We start from the raw sequence: 21,650 nt of genomic DNA, 5'->3' as shown, positions 1-21,650 counted from the left end.
AGGAAGGAAAAATGAAACTCCAATTGGCCTTAGATGAATTACCGCTGGATGACGCGCTCGCTCTGGCGGAAAGCGTGCGCGACTATGTTGATATTATTGAAATAGGCACGCCGTTTGTCATTGCGCGGGGCATGGACGCCGTACGCCGTTTTCGTGAGCGTTTCCCGGAAAAGGAAATCCTGTCCGATGAGAAGATCATGGACGGCGGCTATTTTGAGAGTCAGCTCGCGTTCAACGCCGGGGCAGATTATGTTACGGCCCTGGGGGTCACCGATATTTTGACGGTTAAAGCCTGCCTGCGCGCGGCGCAGGAGAGCGGTAAGCAACTGGTGATCGACATGATTTGCGTGGACGATTTACCCAGCCGAATCGCCGAGCTGGAAGCCGCCGGAGTCAAAAACCTGGCGGTGCATACCGGCGCCGACCAGCAAGCCGCCGGGCGCCAACCCATCGAAGATCTCAAAGTGATGAAAAAGCACGCCCGGCACGCCACCATTTCCGTAGCGGGCGGCATCAATAGCCGGACTATACATCACTATGTCGAACAGCAGCCGGATGTCATTATCGTTGGCTCGGCCATTACCAAAGCGGACGACCCGGTGCAGGAAGCTCGCCTTATCAAAACGGCGATGCAAGGAGCCAGTCATGCATAAATGTGACAATTTACTAGCGATCCTGGCTGAATTAACGCAAGACGCGCAGCAGATCGATAACGATAGCGTCCAGGCGCTGGGCGATGCGATCCTGGCCGCCAAACGCGTTTTCGTCGCCGGCGCCGGCCGCTCGGGGTTTGCGGCCAGGGCATTTTCCAATCGCCTCATGCACCTGGGCTTCCAGGTCTGGTTTGTCGGTGAGCCAACCACCCCTTCCATACAGCAGGGTGATTTGCTGATTATCGGTTCCGGCTCAGGGGAGACGGGCAGTCTGGTGACAATGGCGCAGAAAGCGCACAAACAGGGGGCCGTCATCGCCACGCTGACCATTTATCCGCAGCACAGCATCGGGCAGCTCGCGACGGTGGCCATCGCCATTCCCGGCATCACCGCTAAAAGTGAAGAGGCCTCAACGAAAGCGGCGACGGTCCAGCCCACGGGCTCCTCGTTTGAACAGCTCAGTTGGTTGATTTATGACAGCGTGGTGATTCGCCTGAAACAGCTTACGGGGCAGAATGATGCGCAAATGTTCAGCCGCCACGCCAACCTGGAATGAGGAGCGCCGCGGCGTCGTCATCTCAGACTCGCCGCCCCCCTCTTCGCGCAGGCGGTGGGGGAGCGCGAGTAACGCCCTAATCGCCGTTGGGTGATCCCCTCTGGCGCGGGAGCGCGAGTAACGCCGTTATCGCCTTTGGATGTTCCGACCTGCGACAGCCGCTGGTGCAGCAAAAAGCCCTCTCGGCATCGGCAATGACACCCCCGGCCGTCGACACGCGTTTACCGCCGGGGAGTTAAGACGACAAAGCCGCCTGCTCAAGACGCCGCAAACTGTCTTGGGCATGCTGGCGCAACAATCTGCCCGCCAGCGCGGCGTCCCGCGCCAATACCGCGTCGAAAATAGCGTGATGTTCCCGAAACGAAAGGGTGATCGTTTGTGGGTTGTGCCGAAAGGTATAGCTGCGAAATAACTCTAGCTGCACCACCAGCCTGCGATAGGTGTCATACAGCGACGGATTGCCGGTATATTTGACCAGCAGATCGTGAAACTGGAAGTTAAGCGGCGTATACAGCGCGATATCCTGCCGTTCAAGGCCGACGGCCATCTTCCGCAGTACCTCGCCTAAATCCTCGGCCCCCGCCGGCGTCAGGTGTTGCGCCACCAGCGTACCGGCCAATTCCTCCAGCGGAATGCGTACCTGATAGATTTGCAGCGCTTGCGCCATATCCAGCCGCCGTATCCGCACGCCGCAATTTTTCTCAAATAACACCAGACCGCGCTCTTCCAGCATGCGGAACGCCTCCCTGACCGGGCCGCGAGAAATGCCCATTTCGGCCGCAATTGCCGCCTCACGCAGCGGCGCGCCGGGCGTTAACTGTCCCGCGACGATACGGCGTTCCAGCTCTTCTTGCACCAAGTTGGTCAGGGATTGGGTGCGCAGCAGGGTAAGGGTATCAGGTGTGTTCATGGCAATCTCACGTTACGGTTCAAGGCGTCAAACAGAGAATAGAACAAAGACGCTTAATTGTAAATTGTCAACAATATGCAATAATCACCCCTTAGCATGTCCCACGACACCTTAATGCTGTTACTGGAGATGAACCATGCTACGCAAATGTTTGGCTTACACCCTGTTGGCGCTGACCCTGATCGGCACAGCGCTGACCGCCCGGGCACAGACCGTCAGACTGGCGGTAACCGATCTGGTCGGTCTAGAAGAGCTGCAACGAGAATTTGGCCCTTTCAAACAGGAACTTGAACGCGCCAGCGGTCTGGATATTCAGTTCCTGCCGGTGACCAACCGCACGGCGGCGCTCGAAGCGCTGCGGTTTCAAAAAGTGGACTTCGTACTGGCGGGCCCCGCCGAGTACGTGGTGATGCAAAAACGTGCCAACGCCAGCGTCGTTGTCGGTCTTTACCGTCCCGATTATTTCTCGTTGATAGTTGTCAAGGCCGATAGCCCCTTTTTCACCGCCCAGGAGCTTAAAGGCAAGCGCATCGGTATGGGATCGGTAGGTTCCACCTCGCGCCATTTAGGACCGCTTCAGCTGCTGGCCGACGCCGGTCTGGACCCGCTTAAAGATGCCACTATTACCAATACCAATCTGCGGTTGGCCTGGGAAGCGCTAAAAAATGGCTCGCTGGACGCCGTGGGCATGGGGCGTTCCGATCTAGAGAGCTTTCTTAGTCAAGAACCCAAGGGACAGCAGAACGCCTACCGCGTCCTCGCCCGCAGCGGCGATCTGCCTAACGACCTGCTGATGGCGGGAGCCCATGTTCCGGCGCAGACCATTCGCACATTGCGCCAGGCAATTATCGACCATTCAGCGTCGTTGATAGCCAGCATTGGCCAAGGGGCTGAGCACGTTAAGCGCTACCAGGGCATGCGCTTTCTGACGGCGATGGCGGACAAGGATTACAACGTGGTGCGCGCCATGTACCGCACCGCGGGTTATCCCGAATATGCCGAGTTCATAGGGGATTAACATGCCAGTATCGGATCGGTCAGTACACCCTGTCGCCTTACGCGTACGGGGTCTCGGTAAACGATTCGGAACGGGACAGCCCCCCGTCTGGTCGGACGTTTCGTTTGACATTCCCTATGGGCAACGCGTCGCCATTATCGGCGGTAACGGCGCCGGGAAAAGCACGCTGCTGCGCTGCTGTATGCGTCTGATTGAGCCCGATACCGGTGATGTGCAATTGGCGGGGAAAAATATTATCGGTTTGGCCTACCGCGATCTGGCCAGAGCCCGCGCGCGCGTGGGCTTCGTTTTCCAAAAACACAACCTGGTCAATCGGCTTTCGGTGCTGACCAACGTGCTCCATGGCGGAATGGCCTGGTCACGCACGCCGCGCATGTGGTTTCACAGCATCGCCTCCCGCGAACATCGAGATTACGCGATGCATTGTCTGGAACAGGTGAAACTCGCACCGCTTAGCGGTCGCCGGGTGAATGAACTGTCCGGCGGCCAATCACAACGCGTTGCCATTGCCCGCGCGCTGATGCAAAAACCGCGCATCATTTTCGCCGATGAACCGGTTGCCAGCCTGGATCCCCGCGCCGGCGAAGACGTGATGCAGGTCTTTTCCGAGCTCGCCCGGCGCGAATCGATCACGCTGGTCTTCGTGACGCATCATATGGAGCACGCGCTGCGCTATGCCGATCGCGTCCTGGGATTGCAAAACGCTCGCCTGAATCTTGATGCGCCAGGCCGCGACCTTAACCTAGAACAATTACGAGGCCTGTATGAGTGAAAAACCGCGCGCCCGTCTGCCGGGTCGATGGGAATCGCCGTCATGGCTTTCGTCACTGCTGTTTGCCATCTTTGTGATCTTTTTCGCCTGGTCGCTGTCTGCCGCGGGAATCTCCGTGCCGCAGCTGCTGCGCGGCTTGCCGAACATGGCGACGATTGCCAAAGACATGATGCCTCCCGCCACGGATCGCGCCCTGCCGATGATGAGCGCGCTGCTGGTCACCTTTCAAATGGCGCTGGTGGGTACCGTTATCGGCATCATCCTCAGTTTGCCGTTAGCGGTTTTGATGGCCAGAAACTACACGCCGCATCCCGCGGTGCGCACCGCTATCCGTGGGGCGGTGAGCTTTATCCGCACGGTGCCTGATCTTGCCTGGGCGCTATTTTTCGTCGCCTCGGTCGGTCTTGGCCCCTTCGCCGGGACGCTAACGCTCATCATGGATACGGTCGGGTTTTGCGCCCGTTTCTTCGCCGAAGCCATCGAAGAAGTCGACGAGGGGCCGCCCGAGGCCCTAACGGCCATGGGCGCATCGCGCACGGCCATAATTGTTTGCGCCGCCCTACCGATGTCGCTGCCCAGTCTGATAAACAGCAGCCTGTTTTCCTGTGAAAAAGCGGTACGTTCCTCGGTTGTGCTCGGTCTGGTGGGCGCAGGAGGCATCGGCGCCGAACTGGCGATAGCCATGGAAATGTTCCGCTTCGATCAGGCGGCCACCATCATCCTGATGATTTTTTTATTGGTATTGGGCGTAGAGAAACTGTCCTCTTATGCCCGGTCCACGCTTCTTACTCCCAGGCGGTAAACCGCTTTACAACACTGTACGAAAGGAAAAAGCATGAACCAAACCCTCACTATCAACGGTATCCCCTACCGCCACCCGGAACGCCCCGTGGTCGTGGTCTGCATCGACGGCGGCGATCCTGAATATCTGCAAACCTTCCTGGCGCAGGGGGCAATCCCCAACATCCAGCGTTTTATTCAGCAAGGTTATGCGGCGGTCGCGACCAGCGCCATGCCCTCGTTCACCTGTCCGAATAATATGTCGATCATTACGGGCGTTCCCTCGTCACAGCACGGTATTTCAGGGAATTTTTATCTGGATACCCACACTTGGGAGCCGGTGGTGATGACGGGACCGGAATTGTTGCGGGGGGAAACTATCCTCGCCGGATTTGCCAACGCCGGCGCCAAGGTGGTTTCCATTACCGCGAAAGATAAGCTGCGCCGCCAACTGGGTAAGGGCCTGGACGTCAGCCAGGGCCATATCAGCTTTTCCTCCGAATATGCGGACCGCTGTACGCTGGCTGAAAATGGTATCGACGATGTGCTGAACTATATCGGCATGCCAAAACCGGATATGTATTCTATGGCGCTGTCGCTGTTCGTGCTGGAGGCCGGCATCCGGTTACTGCAAGACCGCCGCCCCGATGTGATGTATCTTTCCCTGACCGATTTCGTCCAGCATAAATGGGCGCCGCAGGAAACGGAGGCGCTGGCATTCTATCGGCAGCTCGATGAGGCTTTCGGCCGGCTGGCGCAGCAGGATATCGTGCTGGGACTTATCGCCGACCACGGCATGAGCGATAAAAGCAACGACCGGGGCGAACCCAATGTTATCTGGCTGCAGGAGATCCTCGACGCCGAGTTTGGCGCCGGGGAAACCACGGTCATTTGCCCCATCACCGACGCCTTTGTCGCCCACCACGGCGCATTAGGCAGCTTTGTCCGGGTGTGGAGCAAAGGGAACGTCAAAGTGCAGGCGATTATCGATCGCATCAATGCCATCGACGGCATTGATTACGCCCTGAATAAAGCAACGGCCTGCCGTCTGTTCGATTTGTATGAGGAGAGAGAGGCGGACGTGGTGGTGGTGTCGAAAAAGGATGTTTGCATTGGCAGCAGTGCCAAATTGCATGACCTTGAGGGCTTGAAAGGCCATCGGCTGCGCACGCACGGCGGTGTCACGGAATCCCAGGTGCCGTTTATTCTCAACCGGCCGCTTAACGCCGAATACCGCAATCGGGCGGCCTACACGTCGCTTAAGAGTTACCAGATCTTCGACTATGCCATTAATGGCACTGTGTAAACGTTTTTGCGGGCGGCGCAGGTCGTTAAACTAGTGCCGTCGGGAGCGACAACCGGGTCCGCCAACCGGCCCCGGCTGTCGATGCCCCACTACAACGCGGCGTTGAGCTCGGCGCGCATGTGGTCATTGAGCGGCATGAACTCGCTGTTTTCAACGCCGGTATCGCGATTTTCAATCAGCGCCATTTTCACTCCGGGCCAGGTGATGGTGTTATGCCAGACGCCTTTCGCGACACAATAGATTTTATAGGGCTCAAGAGGCACAGCGTGAAACGCCAGGTTGGCGTGCTCATCTTTTTGCGCGATGATCAACGTACAACGGCCGGACAATAAAATAAACACCTCATCGGTCAACAGATGACGTTCCAGGCAATCGAGATGATGTAGGTCGTTTTCCGGCTTCCAGTTTTTAATGCCAACAAACCAGCCATCGCTCTCGACCATCATCTTCAAACCGCTACCGACATGTTGGCTAATGTTAACCCCGTGATGGCACATAGTCGCTACTCCTTAAAAAAAGCTCTGGACATGTTGGGAGAACCCATGCCAGAGCGCCACAATGAAATCAAGGCAAAGTCAATAAAGCATTCAACGGCGACGAAAGCTAAAAATTCGCCGCTTTGCCGCTGGAGCCGGAAATTGAGATATAATTTTGTAGAATGTTTTTAGCCGTCGTTTCCATATTAATCATCATTGACATGAAGTCGATGTCGGGCGTTTCATGCAGCATGGTTTTTAATCCCTCCTTGCAGCCGACAAACGTATCGGTACAGACGTTTATTTTATTAATACCGCAGGCAACCGCCTGGCGAATATTTTCTTCACCTGAGTCAGAGCCGCCATGCAGTACCAAGGGCTTGCCGGTCGCCTGCTTGATTTGCGAGATACGGTCGAAATCAATCTTGGGCGCAAGATGTGAGGGGTATTTACCGTGCGCAGTCCCTACGGCAATGGCTAACGCATCGACGCCGGTGGCCTCGAAGAAATGCACCGCATCCTCGACGCGAGTAAATAAATCCAGTTTTTTTTCATCGGCGTTAGCCGCTTGACCGATAAAACCGATTTCACCTTCAACCGTGACGTTCTGCGAATGGCAAAGCGTCACGACCTCTTTGGTACGACGGATATTCTCTTCCAGCGGATATTCCGAAGCATCAATCATGATCGAGGAGAACCCATGGCGAAAGGCATGGGTAATTCGCTCATAATCCTTACCGTGGTCAAGATTTAGCGCCACCGGCACCGTTGCCCGCGCGGCTAGCGTTCTGACAATACCGGAAATGATTTCGCCATCGCCATGTTTACTCATTTGCCCCTGACCAATGTTAATAATGATCGGGGCATTCTCTTCTTGTGCGGCTCTGATAGCCCCGCGCACCAGTTCCAGATTTATCACGCTGGCTGAAATCACGCCATAAAAATTTTTATTCGCATCGTCTAATATCGTTTTCATGGTCACATACATAATAATACCTCAATTGTGTTTATTACTGACAGATGGTTAGGCAACAGCTATCCCGCTCTCTGATAAATATCAAATAGCCAAGGTATCTTTAACGATAATAAAAGTGAGCTAAATTAAAGAGCCATTACCTCTTCACTTCTTTTTATCAATTCCCGTTCCAGGTTAGCGATCTCACGTATTGACATAATATTCTCAAGCCAAAGCGCATCTGACTTCATGGCGCTCTTGGCTACCAAGTATTTGACTTTCGGGATGACCAACGGCGTTACACTTAATTCGTTCACTCCGGCGGCGATTAAATAAGGGATCATCTTTTCATCGGAGGCAATTTCACCGCAAACGTGAACCGGGATGCCATTTTTGCGCGCGGAGGTAATCACATGAGTGATCATCCGCAGTACCGCAGGGTTATGCGCGCAATACAGATGCTGGGTTTTACTGTTATTACGATCGCTGGCCGTTATATATTGCGTCAAATCATTGCTGCCGATGCTAAAGAAATGGCAGTGGGCGGCAAACACGTCCGCCATAATCGCCGCCGCCGGCGTTTCAATCATGATGCCGAGGGCGATATTGTCATCAAAGGCAATGCCCCCCTGGCGCAATGCCGCTTTTTCATGCTCCAGCTGCGCCTGGGTGGCGAGCAGCTCTTCCAGCGTGGTCACCATCGGAATCAGAATTTTTAGCTTGCCGAATGCGGAAGCCCGTAAAATAGCCCGTAATTGACAGGAGAGAACCGACAGATTTTCGAGACAGTAGCGTATCGCCCGGTGACCCAAAAACGGGTTCTCCTCCGCCGCAATGCCGATATAAGCAGCCTGCTTGTCGCCGCCGATATCCAGGGTGCGTATCACGATGTCTTGTTGCGGCATCATTAAAGCCAGGGTCTGGTAAAAGGTGAATTGCTCCTCCTCGGTGGGAAAGGTGTCGCGGTTCATATATAGAAATTCGGTGCGCACCAGGCCAATACCCTCGGCGCCTTGCTCCAGAGCCTTCTTCGCCTCGCTGAGTGCGGTGATATTGGCACAGACGCTAACCTGACCTGGCTCATGGGCGCTGGTCATGACAAACCGCTTTATTTTCGCCTCTTGCTCCTGCGCCGCCTCGATCAATTGCCGATAGCGCGCAAGGCACTCATCATCCGGGTCGATATACAGCCTGCCCCGGTCGGCATCGACAATCGCCAGCTGCCCGTCCGCGAGGCTGGCTAAATCCATTTCTGCGCCGACAATCGCGGGAATACCCAACTCCTTCGCCAAGATGACCGAATGCGAGGTGACTCCGCCGCCGCGCGTCACGAAACCTTTTAACTGCTCAGGCGTATAGACCAGGGTATCGGCCGGCGTCAGCTCCTCGGCAATGATGATCCTCGCATCCTGGGGAGCGTGAGAAACGTTGTTATCAGCACTAGACAGCGCCGCCAGCAGCCTATGTTGTACCGCGCGGATATCCTCCGCCCGCTGAGCTAAATATGCCGAGGTGTGCTTGCTCAAACTACAGCACAAACGCTCGGTTTCCAGAATAACGGCCCGCTCCGCCCGCTGGCCGGCATCAATATGTTGTTTGATGTTGTCGAGATAGACTTCATCTTGCAGCATGAGCCGATACGCTTTATAAATTTTCGCCATCTCTGGCGAATACCGCTGTTGCGCCTGCTCATGATACCCAGACATCGTTTGCAAGCTCTGTTGCTGCGCCGCAAGCATGCGTTGCCACTCGTGTTCAGGCTCGCTGTGTTCCGCGGCATTGAGTATAAGCGTCGCCTGGCGGATCACCTGGATTTTACCGATAGTGATGCCCGCCGCTGCGCCAATGCCCTGTATGCTGTCCATGATGCCCCTCGCTGGTAAGGAATAAATGCTCTCGTCTCGGCTAGTGTTTAATACTGATTTCAAAATCGTCGATTTCGGGCTCTTCTTCCGTGTCAGATTGCGCATCGGACGCCTTTACTACCGGCTTTAGCATCGTCAGGACAGCGGCGGTAATGAGACTGCCGATAATCAGCGCGGCAACAAAGCCCCACGGATTGCCCATAATCGGAATAACGAAAATGCCGCCGTGGGGAACGGTACTCGTGACATTCCACAGCATCGTCAGACCGGCGGCCGCAGCGGCTCCCGCCATGCACGCAGGGATGACACGCAACGGATCGGCGGCGGCAAAAGGCAGTACTCCTTCGGTGATAAAACATAAACCCAGCGGGAAGGCCGCCTTGGCGGCATCGATTTCGCCTTGGGAATAACGTTTACGCCGCGAGATAAAGACCGAAATGGCCACGCCGATGGGGGGAACCATGCCGGCAACAATCTTGGCCGCCTCGGGGCCGTAGATACCCTGCGCCAGCATGGCATTTGAGAACAAAGAGGCCGATTTATTGACGGGTCCGCCCAAATCAAACCCCATCATGGCGCCGATAATAGCTCCCAGCACCATTCTGGATCCGCCCATCAGGCTACTCATCCAATCAATGACCGCGGCCTGGGCTATTGCTACCGGTTTGCCAACGATGAGATAAAATGCCAATCCCACAACCAACGTCGACAGCAAGGGGATGAACAATACCGGCATCAGGCCCTGCATGCTGGACGGTAGTTTGAGAAAACGTCTTATCGCTAATATCACATAGCCAACGAGAAACCCCGCAAGCATGCCGCCCAAAAAACCGGCTTTGATTTCCAAGGCGATAAAACCCAATATAAGACCCGGCGCGATACCCGGTCTTTCCGCAATAGAATAAGCGATGCCCGCGGTTAATACCGGGACCACCAGCCCCATCGCCACTACCCCAAGTTGATTGATAAACCAGGGTACCGTCTGGGTGGCATTGGCAACAAAAGGGCCACCACAGATTTTTGCGATGGCCATACATAATCCGGCCGCCACCACCACCGGGATCATATAAGATACGCCGGTGAGCATGTGTTTTTTAAACCCAATACCGTAAGTCATATTATCGCCTCGTCGATCAGATTAGCCGTTAGCCATTTTTTCCTGAATCTTTTGAATCAGGGACTTTGGTGACTTCACAACCGTTGCGATGGGCACTTCGACAACATGTTTATTTTTAAATCTTTCCAAACCGCCGATACCGATATCGGTCGCCAAAATAACGATATCCGCATTGGCAATGTCCTCGGCGCTGAGTTTATCATCTATGCCAATAGAGCCCTGCGTTTCGACTTTGATGTTGTGGCCCAAGCTCGTTGCCGCCTGGATGAGTTTTTCTTTTGCAATGTAGGTGTGGGCGATGCCCGCGGTACAAGCGGTAATTCCGACAATGTTCATATTTCACTCCGGATTAATCGAATATTGAAATCAATTCCTCAGCCGACTTAGCCGTCAGGAGCTGCGCGCATACTTCTTCCTTGCCGAGCATGCGTGCCACCTGCGACATCATTTTGACAAAATAATCATTTTTATCTTTTTTGTTCACCGCAAACAATATAATGACTTTTACTGGATTACCGTCCAAAGATTCCCAATTTATAGGTTTATCTAACAAACCGATGGCAATACAGGTATGGGTGACAAAATCGGATTTCCCATGGGGAATAGCAATATAGCCGCCTATACCGGTTTTTCCCTCACGCTCGCGTTGATAAACGTCATGGATAAACCCTTCGCTATTTTTAACCGCGCCATCTTTTTGCAACAACTCCGTCAGCATACCAATCGCTTGTTCTTTGTTTTGCGCCGGCATATTGACCCGAATGGCATTTCTATTGATAACATCTGAAAGTATCATAATGACAACCTTAACATTAATCCGCTAATAACGGCCTGATAATTATTCAACGGCATTAAGCAAGCTGGTCAGATCCGCAATCGCAAAGGCTTCATCAGCCCCGTCCGCCATAATGATAATTTTATCATTTTTGCACGCCCCCATACTCAGCACCGAGGTGATACTTTTGGCATTGAATATTTCCCCATCCTTTTCTAACGTTATTTTACTTGTAAAGCTTATGGACTTATCAACGAAATCCGCTGCCGGTCTGGCGTGTAATCCCTCTTCACTCCGGATAATCACTTCGTGGGTTTTCATATTCTCCCTCTCTTTCAATGTAAGCTGATAAAGTAGCGATAGAGTTCCCCGGGGGTCTTACATTGCCGTAGCGATTTCATGGCACACTCATTGTCCACCAAACGCGCCAACATCGAGTAGAAACCCGCGATACTGCTATCTATTTTGCCGTCAGCGGCCTTTTTGAAGGCCACGAGCACAATAACATCGCATGCACGTCCCTCCCGCCAGCAGGCGGGGGCGGCTAAACGCGTCAGAGAAATAAAATTTCTTTTAACCAGAGCGGGGTCGCCGTGGGTTAACACCACGCCCGGGGCAATCTCCGTCGAAGAGATTTTTTCCCTCGCAAGAAGGGATTGGAGATAACCGGGGTCAATAAGCCCCTGCCGCACGGCGGCATGACATAGCGTGGTCAACACCGTCTCTTTATCCACCGAATCGTCGATGGCGAAAGTCATTTCCGGCAATATATAAGATTGAAAACGCTGCAAGGTCCCGTTGCCGTGTGACATGACACTTTCCAGCATTTTGCTCTTCTGCATTTTTTTTACCGCGTCTTTGATGACGGAGAGATCATAGGGCAGCAGCACATCATTAACCTGCACCGTAGTTGCTTTCGGCAAATTCACCGGAACGGTGGTGACCACTAAATCACAAAAATTATTATCAAGACGGTGCAATTCCCTTACGGACAAGATATCAACAATCTCAACCTGCGTTATAGCGCGCATGATTTTCTGCGCTACAAATTGTGAAATACCGATGCCATAGTTACATACGATCGCCACGCGTATTTTCTTCATCGACAGACTTTGTGCGTTTTTGATGCAAAGGGTGATGAAACCAATTTCATTATCTGAAAAGGGGGTCGCGTATTGTTGTTCATAGAGACGAATGAAATATTCCACCTCAAGGAAAAGATCGAGATAGGAAAGTTTTACTTGCCGCACCAACAGCTGGGCGGATTCTGTTTCAAGATGATTCATATCAAATTTTATCCGGAAAATCATCGGCCGGATCAATAGAATCAACCGTAGTAATAGCGATTTATCGCGCACCAGCTCACCGCTAACAATATTGCTGAGCGACAGAATGAACCGCTGGGTGACCGCCATAATAGCCGGTGGCGTGGATATCACCTGTTCTCTTAGGGATTTCTCTTTAATTTCATTGAATTCACAGCTCAGTAAACAAGCCGCTATATAGTGGCGCTCGAGCGTAGCACAGCGGCCTTTGACCGCAATCGGCAATTGCTGGCAGATAGACATCGCCATTTCCTGTTCCGGGCAAGCATCGCTATTTTCCAGGTAGGCCCGTGGCAACAGGGTCGCGGGATCGCGGGTTCTACCCTGGCGGCCGATCACCAGTAACAGATTGACCACCAGCCAGATAAAGGCATCATAGGTATAATGAACAAGATAGTTGTTTTCTATTTTATCCAGCGTTTGTATCACCGAATCAATGTACACCAATTCCTTTTTAAACAGCACCTTGATAGCCAGGTAATCACTGTCATCAAGGGATACGTGGCACCGTTCATGATTATCTCCAAGCGCAGCGGCATCTCTTTTCAGTCGGCCCTTCAATTCAAGGAATAAGTGCCAGTATACTTGACGTAGGGCTGCTTCGCCCCCCTCCAGAGAATAATAGGTCTCGCATTTCTCGAGCCTAATCTCGAACCGGGCTAAATATTGCTCTGCTTCTATTAAATACTTTTTCAACCCGCTTTTATCCAGAAACGCACCTTCAGCCAACTCCTGCAATGACACTTTCGGCAGCGTTAGCAGCATAACCAGGACCCGTGATAATCGACTTTGAATACGATTGTCGATATGATGGTCAATGAAAGTGGCTGAAATTTTATCAAAAGCGGCCCTGTCCACATCAAGGTAAAACCCTTTATTCGTTTTGGCGACAAGCTTGCCAATATTATGATGATGGATTTCATGACCAATGATGTTAAGCTCGCTTCTCACCGTTTTTTCCGAGAATGAAATTTCATCGGCTATATCTTTTACCGTGATAAAATCCCTGACCATCCACAGGAGTTCAATTATCTTTCTTTGTCGGACAGTGAATAGCATCACGGTATTTACCCCTTCACCCTACTTTCGTCAGGTTAGCGCTCAATCCAATGCTGAAGTCATCTTCCTTCCTTAATATTCAGCATTAATATTACCAGCCCGCCTAGGGATAGCAAAGCAACCTAAGGGCATAATATTTTCACATTCGGATGATTTTTTCCATATTCCGGAGATCGCGATCACGTTTTAGTTGTTATTCTTTGGCAGGGTAATTTGTTATAACCATCACGTTTTATTTCGCTAAAATGCCAAATATAGAATTGTTGGTCACAGTTTTAACCCTTTAAACAGGCGATGTCGTTCGCTAAATCACAAAAGCGGATGCGCTGGACCGGGTGGTTTTTTCTTTGCTATTCGTCAATCACAGCCCGGCATCACGCTCTCCTCATTGCGCGGGGTTACTATCGTTGCGTGCGTAGGGTGTTATTGGGAGCCGCAAGGCAAAGGCGGGTTGTCGCGCAGGCAGGAGAATGGGCCGATAAACGCGAAGCCATCGGTGACGGGCGACAGCGCAGTCAGCACGTTAAAACACAGGAATGGTTAAAACCATCCCTGCTGGCAAAAAGGGCCGTTATGATGGCCATTTCTTTAATAAGATACTGGCATTGACGCCGCCAAAGCCGAAACCGTTCGATAAGGCATAGGTCATCGGCCAGCTTATCGCACCGCCGCTGACAAGGTGCAAGCCAGCGGCGGCGGGGTCAGGGTGGGTAAGATTGAGCGTAGCGGGTACCCGCTGGTCTCGCAACGCCAGCGCGGTAAACAGCGTTTCTATACCGCCTGCCGCGCCCAATAGATGCCCCGTGGCCGATTTGGTCGAGGCGATCGCCGGGCCGCCCTTTTCGCCAAACAACCGCTTTATGGCGTTAATTTCCCCCAGATCGCCCACCGGCGTCGAGGTCGCATGGGCATTGATATGCTGCACTTGCTCAGGGGCAATCGCCGCCTGACGCAAGGCCAGCGACATCGCGCGGTAGGCGCCGTCGCCATCTTCCGGCCCCGACGTCATATGGTATGCATCAGCGCTGGTACCGTAACCGACAATCTCGGCGATAGGTTGCGCGCCGCGCGCGAGGGCATGCTCCAGCGCCTCGATGACCAGCAGGCCCGCGCCTTCTCCCATGACAAAGCCTTCTCGGTCGCGATCAAACGGCCGAGAGGCTTGTTCAGGCAGGGCGTTATAGTGGGTGGCCACGGCGCGAGCCGCAGCGAATCCCCCCAGGCTGACGCTATTTATCGCCGACTCGGTACCGCCGCACAGCGCGATATCCGCTTCATAACAGTTAATCAAGCGCGCGGCATCGCCGATGGCCTGTATACCGGCGGCGCAGGCGGTCACCGGGGCGCCAAGCGGCCCCTTGAAGCCGTATTTAATTGAAACCTGGCCTGCCGCCAGATTGGCCAGAAATGACGGAACGGTAAACGGCGATAACCGCCCGGGCCCCCGATTGTCCGTCACCCGTACCGCGTTGGCGATAGCCGGAAAGCCGCCGATCCCGGTCGCAATCACGGTAGCGGTCCGCTCCTGCTGTTGCTGCTCGGCGGCAATCCACCCCGATTGCTTCAGCGCTTCCTCAGCGGCGGCGAGCGCGAAAAGAATAAAGCGGTCCATCTTTTTCTGATCCTTGGGCGCCACGACGCTTTCTGGCATAAACCCCGCCAGCGGATCTACGGTGATATCGGGAACGCTTCCACCAATTTTAACCGGTAGTAGCGCGCCGATGTCCTCCGGCAGTGCGCGGATCCCGGACTGGCCCGCCAGCAATCTTGACCAGACGGTCTCTACGCCACAGCCCAAAGGCGATACGGCCCCCATTCCTGTTATAACAATGCGACGGTTCATTTTGAATTCCTTGCGTTAGGCGCACCGGCAAGGGAGGGCGTATCTTGCCTGTTTTTTAGCCGCCGCTTCATGCCCTCTCCGGCTTTCGGCCCCGCTACCAGCATGAGGTTGTCCAGGGTCAACTTTTCCTGACTGGCGAGATCCATCAAGGCAGGCGCGACCGGCAGTCCCGTTTGCCGGTGTACAGGCACCACCGCGATATCGTCACAGGCGAGCTGCGTATTTCCCCAATGCAACAAGGTAATGAGGACCGGAAAAAACGCTTTTCCGCGCGGCGTAAGTAAGTATTCATGGCGTAGCGGCCGGCTTTGATAAGGATGTTTGTAAAGGATGCCGTGCTGTACCAAATGTTTTAGCCGTCGGGTAAGCATCGTCGGCGACAATTGCAGGCTTTGCTGAAACTCATCGAATTTCGTCAGACCATGAAAAGCATCGCGCAGGATGAGAATGCTCCACCACTCTCCCACCAACTCCAGGGACCGTGCTATCGGACAATCGCTGTTATCAAAATGCGTTCGTTGCATGGCGCGCCGCCTATACCCTGTGATGATGTGCCGGTGTGACTACTATAAGTGTAGTTACTTAAAAAATACTTTAGCTTACACTTGTAAGCTAAACAAGTCTGACCTGTAGGGGAGTCTTAAGGAATGAGCTAATGCCCTAATCGATGGGCGGGATGACGCCTTCCGCCAGCGTCCTGAGCAGCCGCGCCCGCCGGCGCTCCAGTCCCGCAATCTGCGCTTCGATGGATGCCAGACGCTTACGCTGAAGTACCGTGGTTTCACCGCAAGCGGCGGCGCCCTCAACTAAACGCATGCAATCGGGGAAAGCGCGAATCTCCGCCAGGCTGAAACCGGTTGCCAGCATGCGCTGAATTTGTTTGACCTGAGCAATCGCCGTCGGGGGGAATAAGCGGTAACCGTTACAAGCACGAGAGGAAATCAACAGCTGATTCGTATCATAGTGGCGAATGGCGCGCACGCTTACCCCCGTGGCGCGCGCGAGTTTACCGATGGTCAGCGGGGCGGCGGCGGTATTTTTCATAGCAGACACCTGGGCTCTTCTTCTCTTGACCCTGACATCAATGTCAGGGTTCACACTGGTGACTTCCATCCTACAAGCGAGTCTATGGTATGTACAAACTTCATTTTTTACGCCAGCCAGCCGCCCTGGCGGTCTACCTTGTCTTCCTGATGATCCCGGCGCAGGTTTTGGCGCAAACGCGGCTTTATACGCTTACCGCGCCAGACGGCGTCAATATAGCGGTACAAGAGGCGGGCAACCCCGCCGGCCCGCCGATTGTGTTCATCCATGGCCTGCTGGGAAGCCATTTGAACTGGGATGCGCAGATCAATAGTCCCCTTCTACAGCGCTACCGCCTGATTACCTATGATCTGCGCGGGCACGGCCAGTCCGGTAAACCGACGGAGGCCGCCGCCTATACCGACGGTAAGCGTTGGGCAGACGAGCTCGCCACGGTGCTGACGCTTACCCGCGGACAACAGACGACGGTGGTCGGCTGGTCGCTGGGAGGCACGGTCATCAGTAATTATCTGGCGTACTATGGCGATAGCCGGTTAGCCGGCGCGCTGTATGTCGATGGCGTCATTGAATTGACCCCCTCGCAGATCCCGCCGCATCCGCGCGTTTATCGCGATATGACCTCGCCGGATTTGCGTACCCATCTAGATGCGGAACGGGATTTTCTGCGGCTGTGTTTCTATCACCAGCCCGATGCGGTGACCTTTGAACGCTTACTGGCCAACGCCGCCATGGCAGCCTGGGATATGCAAAAGGTGATTCAATCAATGGAGGTCGCGGCGGCGCAAGGTTTAAGCCGCGCCAGGATACCGGTGCTGTTACTGTACGGCGACAAGGACGCGCTGGTGAACCCGACCGCCGCCATCGCCCGCGCTACAGCGCTGAATCCCCGCATTCGTAGCAAAATCGTGATGAACGCCGGCCATGCGCCGTTTATGGAGGAAGCGCAGCAGTTTAATCACGATCTCGCCGCGTTTATTGCCGAGGCGCGGCGTTAGCAGCAGGCGCGATCGCGCTGGGCGACGCTCGACCGGAGAGGGGGTCGATATCGGGCGAGGTCGCTCGGCAACGCCGGCGCAGTGGGCTATAACGTCAATGATCGACCGCGCCGGCGCATCAGCGCCAAAGGGCGCATGCTGGCCGCCTGTATGACCCAGTTAACTAAAAGGGGGGCGCTTCGCCCCCTTCACGGTGCCATTGTACCGTTTCATCAAACCATGCCATAACCGATGAGAGCGTGGCCGCGATGTGGCGCGTGGACTCGCCGTTAACAATAATTTCCGCCAGAACCTGATAGCTATCGGTAAACGTCGTACCGTTTGAATAAAACACCTTATAACTAACGACGTCTGGAAAAGGACAGTGGGTAGGGAGATTTTCCACCCGCGCGTGGGGATGGCGGTTCGGTACGATAAGCCAGCCGCTTAGCCGGCCGCTTTGCCTGGGCAAACGCGTCAAAACCTGCGGCTGTCCGAGGAGCGACCTGAAAGCGATTTCCTTCAAATTGACCCCGTAAACGGTTTCAATCGCAGGAATAACCGGCCCGCCGCCGGCACGGGCGGCAATTTCACATAGCTGCAAATCGCCATGCCGGTTCTCAAACACTTCCGCGTGAAACACAAAGTTTTCCGGCGAAGGCAATGCCGCAATCACCTGCTCCACGTAGCGCTTGAGCGGTGCGGCAACGGCTTCGTCCTCCGACAGCATGCTGCTGGCAATGGTCTTTCCCTGCTGAAACCCCATGCAGGGCGTAAGATAGCGCGAGGGCGAAATAAACTTGATGTCGCCATCCAATACCAGCCCGTCGACATGGTACATGTCACCCTCGATAAAGGTTTCTACCATGACATTAATCACGTCTTCCGGCGCGCTTTTCAAGCCGGATTTTAGCCGCTGGTAAAGCGCTTCGTCATTCTCTAATACGCTAATGCCCAGCGCTCGTCGGGAGCAGCGAGGTTTGACCAGAACCGGATATCCGTTGCGTTTTACGAAGTTGATAATATCCAACGCATTGTCAATCAGCGCAAATGCCGGCACGTCAATATTGGCTTCGCGCAACAGCGTCTTCATTACCCCTTTATCGCGATAGGCGCGGATAGCCGCCACCGACGGCCCCGGCAACCCCCATTGTTCACGCAGGTAAGCCGCAGGCAACAGGTCAAATTCACGCACGCCGATAACGCGATCAAATTGCACCACTTGATGGAGCTTCTCGGCGTTGTAATAGATAAGATCATCGTTATTCTCCGTATCCAGCGAGATAATGCCGACATAATTGTTTTTATCGTGGTAACTGACGTTTTTCAGCGATGCCCCGGTGGTCATCAAATAACACTCATGGGGCTTTAGCCACTCCACCACCGGGTTTGACGAATCGGTTTCACAATCAATAATCAGGATCTTCATCAGCGGCCTCCCTGTAGCCTAGGGTTCGAGGGGAATGGCTTTCACGGGCACGGAATCGCCCATTTCTCTCGCCACCACATCACGCTGATGCATAGCGCTTCGATAAAGCGGTAGGCTAAAAAACACGACCATAAGGTTTCGATCGCGCCGTGCTGTAGTAGACATAAATAGCCGGCGGAGGGCACGAACACCCCCCATTGTAGCGGAATGGTCAGTCTGGCTATCTGGCGGTTATAACCGGCGCCAAACAGGGAAAATTTTAAAATCTGCGCAAATACCTCAAAAAACACGCAGGCCACCGTTGCGCGTAATAGGCCGGTTTGGCCGTCGAGCAGCGTGGCGTCGTGGAGGAAAAACGACATGACGGTAATCGGATTTGATAGCAGCAGCAATTGCGCGGCGAAGAGAGTGATGCCCACCAACAGCGCCGCATTTCCCCAGCGACCGGCCTCCCGACGTTGGCCGGCGCCAAGGGATTTGCTGATGAATGCCGCCGAGGCCATACCTATGCCGATAAGCGGCATGACGCTAAACAGCATAAGGTTATTCAGCACGGTGATGATCGCCAGCGGCGCGGTTCCCATACGGCTGGCGATAATAAACATTACGGCGAAGCCGCCGGAAAAAAACAGCTGCTGTACGCCGGCATACCAAGAAAGGCTAACGATCGGTTTTAGCTGGGCGGTTAACGAACCCAGGGTATAGAAGCGATATTGCGCGTCCAACAAACGTCCGCTAAGAAAAAACAGTAGCGTCCCCAAATACCAAGCGGCAACGGTACCCAGGCCGGCGCCCCTAATGCCGAGACCCGCCGAGACCAACGAATAGCCGATAATAAAGTTGCACAGATAAATGCCGACGATAATGAGTAGACTGAAACGGTTCTCTCCCAGACCACCAAAATAGCCGCGAAAAGCCCGCACGCAGCCAATCGCTGGCGTCGCGCACATGAGCGTTTGTAAGTAGATAACACAGTTTTCCGCCAGTTCGCCGTCCGTCACCACCAGCCGGATACCGCCGGGGACCAGCGGAATCGCCAGCATAATCGCGGCGCCGACCAGTAGCGCGACCACACAGGCGCTGTGCAACGCATCTATTGCCTGCCGCTCTCGGCCGGCACCGAGACTTCGCGCGACCAGTGTCTGTACGCTAATCATGATACCGGTTACCGCGCTGGTAAACAGGGAAAAAATGAAACCGCACAGCCCTACCGCCGCGACGGCGGAAACGCTTATTCTGCCCACGATGAACATATCGATCAGACTGTTCAGACTTTGTGAAAGCATCAACAAAATGAACGGTACGGCCGACAGCGCTACCTGCTGATAACGGTACTTAATATTCGCGATAGCCATTTTATGGCTCCACAACCGCGGCGCCGGGAAGCCGCAATAAAGCCAGCAGATTATCGCGGTCGCTTTCATGACCGATGGAAGCGCGTATCCAGCCCGGCATACCGAATGGAGCGCAATCACGTACCCGGGTCGCGTTGGTCTGGGCGCGGGCCAGCAACGCCTCACTGCCGTACGGCGGCTTAAAGCAGATAAAATTGGCGGCGGAAGGCATATAAGGGATCCCCGCCGCGTCAAACGCCGTCATGATCCCACGCAGCCAACCCCGTACGCGGGCTACGGTAGCGTCCACCGCACCCAGTGTCAGCACCTCCGCCGCCAGCCGCTGGGCGAAGCGGTTGACCCGGAACGGGAGCGCCTGCGCCGACCGGGCCACCGCGGCGATAACATCGGCGGGGCCCGCGGCAAACCCGACCCTGATCCCGGCCAGGCCGAACGCTTTAGAAAACGTTCTCAGCATTATCGCCCGCGCGCCCTGGCGTATCGCCGGCAGTACCGAACAGCGCTCTTCCCCAGCGAAGTGAATATAGGCTTCATCCACGATGGGAATAATATCGTGCCGATTCATACATTCAATGAATGCCGTCACCGCCTGTCTATCCATTACCGTACCGGTAGGATTATGGGGATTACATAAAAAAGCCAGCGCCACGCCACGGCCGGCGCGTTGTCGGTAAGCCTGGAGATCGCACCGGCCGGCATCCAGCGGCACCCACAGACAATGGCCGCCAACCAACCGTGCTGCGGTTTGATAACCGGGAAAGGTGGATGCGCTCAGCAGCGCCTGTCCGCCGTATTGCAAAAAAGTTAGGCATATCAACAAAATAATTTCATCCACGCCGTTACCCATCAGCAGCTGGTCGGGGGATAAACGGTAATAATGGGCGATCTTTTCCGTGGCCGTGCGGTTTTCCGGATCGGGATAAATGCTGATGCGCGCAAACTCTTCCTCAAAGCAGGTTTGCAGCGGTTGGATGACCGTTGAGTCGGTCTCGTTGAGATGCAAACGGTGCTTGATGTGCCGATCGCAGGTATTATAGGTATGCAATTTGGTCATGCAGCCCCCTCGATGCGTCGGTATAAAATACCGAAACAGAAACTGCCCCGGCCGGCTTTTTTGGTAATAAATTGATGCATTGCGCCCGCGGGAACATGGATAACGCTGGGAGAGGAATACGTTTTCACGTCACCTTGTATATTGACGTCAATCACGGCTTCGCCGGGCGTTGGCGAGATAAGCAAATAAATTTCATCCACCTCGTGTCGATGCGGCTCGGCAACGGGCTGCCCTACCCATTGTGAAATATCGCCGCCCGCCAGTTCAAACGGCAACCCGCCGAACATGTTCGCGGTCAGGAAATAAGGCACCGGCTGATGATGGCCCGTGAGGTGATGTAAAATGGGCAGCTGGCAATACGCTTTCTGCTGATCCATATCGGCC

Annotated in this window: 22 protein-coding genes and 1 pseudogene; 7 read left to right on the top strand and 16 right to left on the bottom strand. The window is 54.4% G+C overall.

Going from position 1 to position 21,650, the window contains the following annotated elements:
• Positions 1-11 precede the first annotated feature (11 nt).
• Positions 12-653: a 3-hexulose-6-phosphate synthase gene (gene hxlA, locus SANT_RS00315; protein ID WP_025420334.1), complete on the top strand. Its 642-nt coding sequence runs from the start codon at positions 12-14 to the stop codon at positions 651-653.
• Complete coding sequence (gene hxlB, locus SANT_RS00310; protein WP_025420333.1) at positions 646-1,209, top strand: 6-phospho-3-hexuloisomerase; 564 nt, start codon at positions 646-648, stop codon at positions 1,207-1,209. Before hxlA ends, hxlB begins: the two co-directional genes overlap by 8 nt.
• Before the next feature lie 235 nt (positions 1,210-1,444).
• Here hxlB and SANT_RS00305 read toward each other — a convergent pair whose 3' ends face one another.
• Complete coding sequence (locus tag SANT_RS00305) at positions 1,445-2,119, bottom strand: FCD domain-containing protein (protein ID WP_025420332.1); 675 nt, start codon at positions 2,117-2,119, stop codon at positions 1,445-1,447.
• 136 nt (positions 2,120-2,255) lie between these two features.
• Between SANT_RS00305 and SANT_RS00300 the strand changes: the two genes are divergently transcribed.
• From SANT_RS00300 to phnA, 4 genes are read left to right on the top strand one after another with little or no spacing between them, the layout of a single operon-like run.
• Positions 2,256-3,137 (top strand): PhnD/SsuA/transferrin family substrate-binding protein, encoded by an 882-nt coding sequence (locus SANT_RS00300; RefSeq protein WP_025420331.1) that lies wholly within the window; start codon positions 2,256-2,258, stop codon positions 3,135-3,137.
• A gap of 1 nt (position 3,138) precedes the next feature.
• Positions 3,139-3,909: a phosphonate ABC transporter ATP-binding protein gene (locus tag SANT_RS00295; RefSeq protein ID WP_025420330.1), complete on the top strand. Its 771-nt coding sequence runs from the start codon at positions 3,139-3,141 to the stop codon at positions 3,907-3,909.
• Entirely contained in the window at positions 3,902-4,711 is an 810-nt protein-coding gene (gene phnE / locus SANT_RS00290; RefSeq protein ID WP_025420329.1) for a phosphonate ABC transporter, permease protein PhnE, read from the top strand. Before SANT_RS00295 ends, phnE begins: the two co-directional genes overlap by 8 nt.
• 33 nt (positions 4,712-4,744) lie before the next feature.
• Entirely contained in the window at positions 4,745-5,995 is a 1,251-nt protein-coding gene (gene phnA / locus SANT_RS00285) for a phosphonoacetate hydrolase (protein ID WP_025420328.1), read from the top strand.
• 89 nt (positions 5,996-6,084) lie between these two features.
• Here phnA and SANT_RS00280 read toward each other — a convergent pair whose 3' ends face one another.
• From SANT_RS00280 to SANT_RS00230, 11 genes and pseudogenes are all read right to left on the bottom strand, one after another.
• A complete protein-coding gene (locus SANT_RS00280; protein WP_025420327.1) occupies positions 6,085-6,492 on the bottom strand; it encodes a hypothetical protein in 408 nt (135 codons plus the stop codon).
• Between the two features lie 106 nt (positions 6,493-6,598).
• On the bottom strand, positions 6,599-7,459 hold the full coding sequence (locus SANT_RS00275) for a class II fructose-bisphosphate aldolase (RefSeq protein ID WP_025420326.1): 861 nt from the start codon (positions 7,457-7,459) through the stop codon (positions 6,599-6,601).
• 113 nt (positions 7,460-7,572) lie between these two features.
• The gene (gene ptsP / locus SANT_RS00270) at positions 7,573-9,291 is read right to left on the bottom strand and encodes a phosphoenolpyruvate--protein phosphotransferase (RefSeq protein ID WP_025420325.1); all 1,719 of its coding nucleotides are present in this window, start codon (positions 9,289-9,291) and stop codon (positions 7,573-7,575) included.
• A 40-nt stretch (positions 9,292-9,331) separates the two neighbouring features.
• Entirely contained in the window at positions 9,332-10,408 is a 1,077-nt protein-coding gene (locus SANT_RS00265) for a PTS fructose transporter subunit IIC (protein ID WP_025420324.1), read from the bottom strand.
• 21 nt (positions 10,409-10,429) lie between these two features.
• A complete protein-coding gene (locus tag SANT_RS00260; RefSeq protein ID WP_025420323.1) occupies positions 10,430-10,744 on the bottom strand; it encodes a PTS fructose transporter subunit IIB in 315 nt (104 codons plus the stop codon).
• Positions 10,745-10,757: 13 nt separating this feature from the next.
• Positions 10,758-11,204, bottom strand: a complete 447-nt coding sequence (locus tag SANT_RS00255; RefSeq protein ID WP_025420322.1) for a PTS sugar transporter subunit IIA — start codon at positions 11,202-11,204, stop codon at positions 10,758-10,760.
• Between the two features lie 42 nt (positions 11,205-11,246).
• Positions 11,247-11,504, bottom strand: a complete 258-nt coding sequence (locus tag SANT_RS00250; protein ID WP_025420321.1) for an HPr family phosphocarrier protein — start codon at positions 11,502-11,504, stop codon at positions 11,247-11,249.
• Between the two features lie 14 nt (positions 11,505-11,518).
• On the bottom strand, positions 11,519-13,567 hold the full coding sequence (locus SANT_RS00245; protein WP_081730395.1) for a BglG family transcription antiterminator: 2,049 nt from the start codon (positions 13,565-13,567) through the stop codon (positions 11,519-11,521).
• Between the two features lie 571 nt (positions 13,568-14,138).
• Entirely contained in the window at positions 14,139-15,410 is a 1,272-nt protein-coding gene (gene fabF, locus SANT_RS00240) for a beta-ketoacyl-ACP synthase II (RefSeq protein WP_025420319.1), read from the bottom strand.
• 272 nt (positions 15,411-15,682) lie between these two features.
• Positions 15,683-15,934 (bottom strand): annotated as a pseudogene (locus SANT_RS24850) (winged helix-turn-helix transcriptional regulator); the annotation flags it as partial.
• Between the two features lie 136 nt (positions 15,935-16,070).
• Complete coding sequence (locus SANT_RS00230; RefSeq protein WP_025420317.1) at positions 16,071-16,454, bottom strand: MerR family transcriptional regulator; 384 nt, start codon at positions 16,452-16,454, stop codon at positions 16,071-16,073.
• A gap of 89 nt (positions 16,455-16,543) precedes the next feature.
• Between SANT_RS00230 and SANT_RS00225 the strand changes: the two genes are divergently transcribed.
• Complete coding sequence (locus SANT_RS00225) at positions 16,544-17,449, top strand: alpha/beta fold hydrolase (protein WP_025420316.1); 906 nt, start codon at positions 16,544-16,546, stop codon at positions 17,447-17,449.
• A 163-nt stretch (positions 17,450-17,612) separates the two neighbouring features.
• On the opposite strand, the gene SANT_RS22775 is transcribed toward SANT_RS00225, so the two are convergent.
• The 4 genes from SANT_RS22775 to SANT_RS00205 are packed head-to-tail and all read right to left on the bottom strand — an operon-like array spanning position 17,613 to position 21,643.
• Positions 17,613-18,857, bottom strand: coding sequence for an ATP-grasp domain-containing protein (locus tag SANT_RS22775; RefSeq protein WP_025420315.1), 1,245 nt, complete (start codon positions 18,855-18,857; stop codon positions 17,613-17,615).
• A 41-nt stretch (positions 18,858-18,898) separates the two neighbouring features.
• Positions 18,899-20,212, bottom strand: a complete 1,314-nt coding sequence (locus tag SANT_RS00215; protein ID WP_025420314.1) for an MATE family efflux transporter — start codon at positions 20,210-20,212, stop codon at positions 18,899-18,901.
• Between the two features lies 1 nt (position 20,213).
• Entirely contained in the window at positions 20,214-21,266 is a 1,053-nt protein-coding gene (locus tag SANT_RS00210) for a pyridoxal phosphate-dependent aminotransferase (protein WP_025420313.1), read from the bottom strand.
• Entirely contained in the window at positions 21,263-21,643 is a 381-nt protein-coding gene (locus tag SANT_RS00205) for a hypothetical protein (protein WP_025420312.1), read from the bottom strand. The genes SANT_RS00210 and SANT_RS00205 overlap by 4 nt, the downstream gene beginning before the upstream one ends.
• Positions 21,644-21,650: the final 7 nt, after the last annotated feature.

Source organism: Sodalis praecaptivus (assembly GCF_000517425.1).
GTDB lineage: Bacteria > Pseudomonadota > Gammaproteobacteria > Enterobacterales > Enterobacteriaceae > Sodalis_A > Sodalis_A praecaptivus.
Note: the sequence above shows the minus strand (reverse complement) of the source record. Positions and strands in the feature narration are given on the sequence as shown.

Excerpts from the sequence above, each read along its gene's own strand:
- hxlA (WP_025420334.1), top strand. The coding sequence starts at position 12 with ATGAAACTCCAATTGGCCTTAGATGAATTACCGCTGGATGACGCGCTC.
- hxlB (WP_025420333.1), top strand. The coding sequence starts at position 646 with ATGCATAAATGTGACAATTTACTAGCGATCCTGGCTGAATTAACGCAA.
- SANT_RS00305 (WP_025420332.1), bottom strand. The coding sequence starts at position 2,119 with ATGAACACACCTGATACCCTTACCCTGCTGCGCACCCAATCCCTGACC.
- SANT_RS00300 (WP_025420331.1), top strand. The coding sequence starts at position 2,256 with ATGCTACGCAAATGTTTGGCTTACACCCTGTTGGCGCTGACCCTGATC.
- SANT_RS00295 (WP_025420330.1), top strand. The coding sequence starts at position 3,139 with ATGCCAGTATCGGATCGGTCAGTACACCCTGTCGCCTTACGCGTACGG.
- phnE (WP_025420329.1), top strand. The coding sequence starts at position 3,902 with ATGAGTGAAAAACCGCGCGCCCGTCTGCCGGGTCGATGGGAATCGCCG.
- phnA (WP_025420328.1), top strand. The coding sequence starts at position 4,745 with ATGAACCAAACCCTCACTATCAACGGTATCCCCTACCGCCACCCGGAA.
- SANT_RS00280 (WP_025420327.1), bottom strand. The coding sequence starts at position 6,492 with ATGTGCCATCACGGGGTTAACATTAGCCAACATGTCGGTAGCGGTTTG.
- SANT_RS00275 (WP_025420326.1), bottom strand. The coding sequence starts at position 7,459 with ATGTATGTGACCATGAAAACGATATTAGACGATGCGAATAAAAATTTT.
- ptsP (WP_025420325.1), bottom strand. The coding sequence starts at position 9,291 with ATGGACAGCATACAGGGCATTGGCGCAGCGGCGGGCATCACTATCGGT.
- SANT_RS00265 (WP_025420324.1), bottom strand. The coding sequence starts at position 10,408 with ATGACTTACGGTATTGGGTTTAAAAAACACATGCTCACCGGCGTATCT.
- SANT_RS00260 (WP_025420323.1), bottom strand. The coding sequence starts at position 10,744 with ATGAACATTGTCGGAATTACCGCTTGTACCGCGGGCATCGCCCACACC.
- SANT_RS00255 (WP_025420322.1), bottom strand. The coding sequence starts at position 11,204 with ATGATACTTTCAGATGTTATCAATAGAAATGCCATTCGGGTCAATATG.
- SANT_RS00250 (WP_025420321.1), bottom strand. The coding sequence starts at position 11,504 with ATGAAAACCCACGAAGTGATTATCCGGAGTGAAGAGGGATTACACGCC.
- SANT_RS00245 (WP_081730395.1), bottom strand. The coding sequence starts at position 13,567 with ATGCTATTCACTGTCCGACAAAGAAAGATAATTGAACTCCTGTGGATG.
- fabF (WP_025420319.1), bottom strand. The coding sequence starts at position 15,410 with ATGAACCGTCGCATTGTTATAACAGGAATGGGGGCCGTATCGCCTTTG.
- SANT_RS00230 (WP_025420317.1), bottom strand. The coding sequence starts at position 16,454 with ATGAAAAATACCGCCGCCGCCCCGCTGACCATCGGTAAACTCGCGCGC.
- SANT_RS00225 (WP_025420316.1), top strand. The coding sequence starts at position 16,544 with ATGTACAAACTTCATTTTTTACGCCAGCCAGCCGCCCTGGCGGTCTAC.
- SANT_RS22775 (WP_025420315.1), bottom strand. The coding sequence starts at position 18,857 with ATGAAGATCCTGATTATTGATTGTGAAACCGATTCGTCAAACCCGGTG.
- SANT_RS00215 (WP_025420314.1), bottom strand. The coding sequence starts at position 20,212 with ATGGCTATCGCGAATATTAAGTACCGTTATCAGCAGGTAGCGCTGTCG.
- SANT_RS00210 (WP_025420313.1), bottom strand. The coding sequence starts at position 21,266 with ATGACCAAATTGCATACCTATAATACCTGCGATCGGCACATCAAGCAC.
- SANT_RS00205 (WP_025420312.1), bottom strand. The coding sequence starts at position 21,643 with ATGGATCAGCAGAAAGCGTATTGCCAGCTGCCCATTTTACATCACCTC.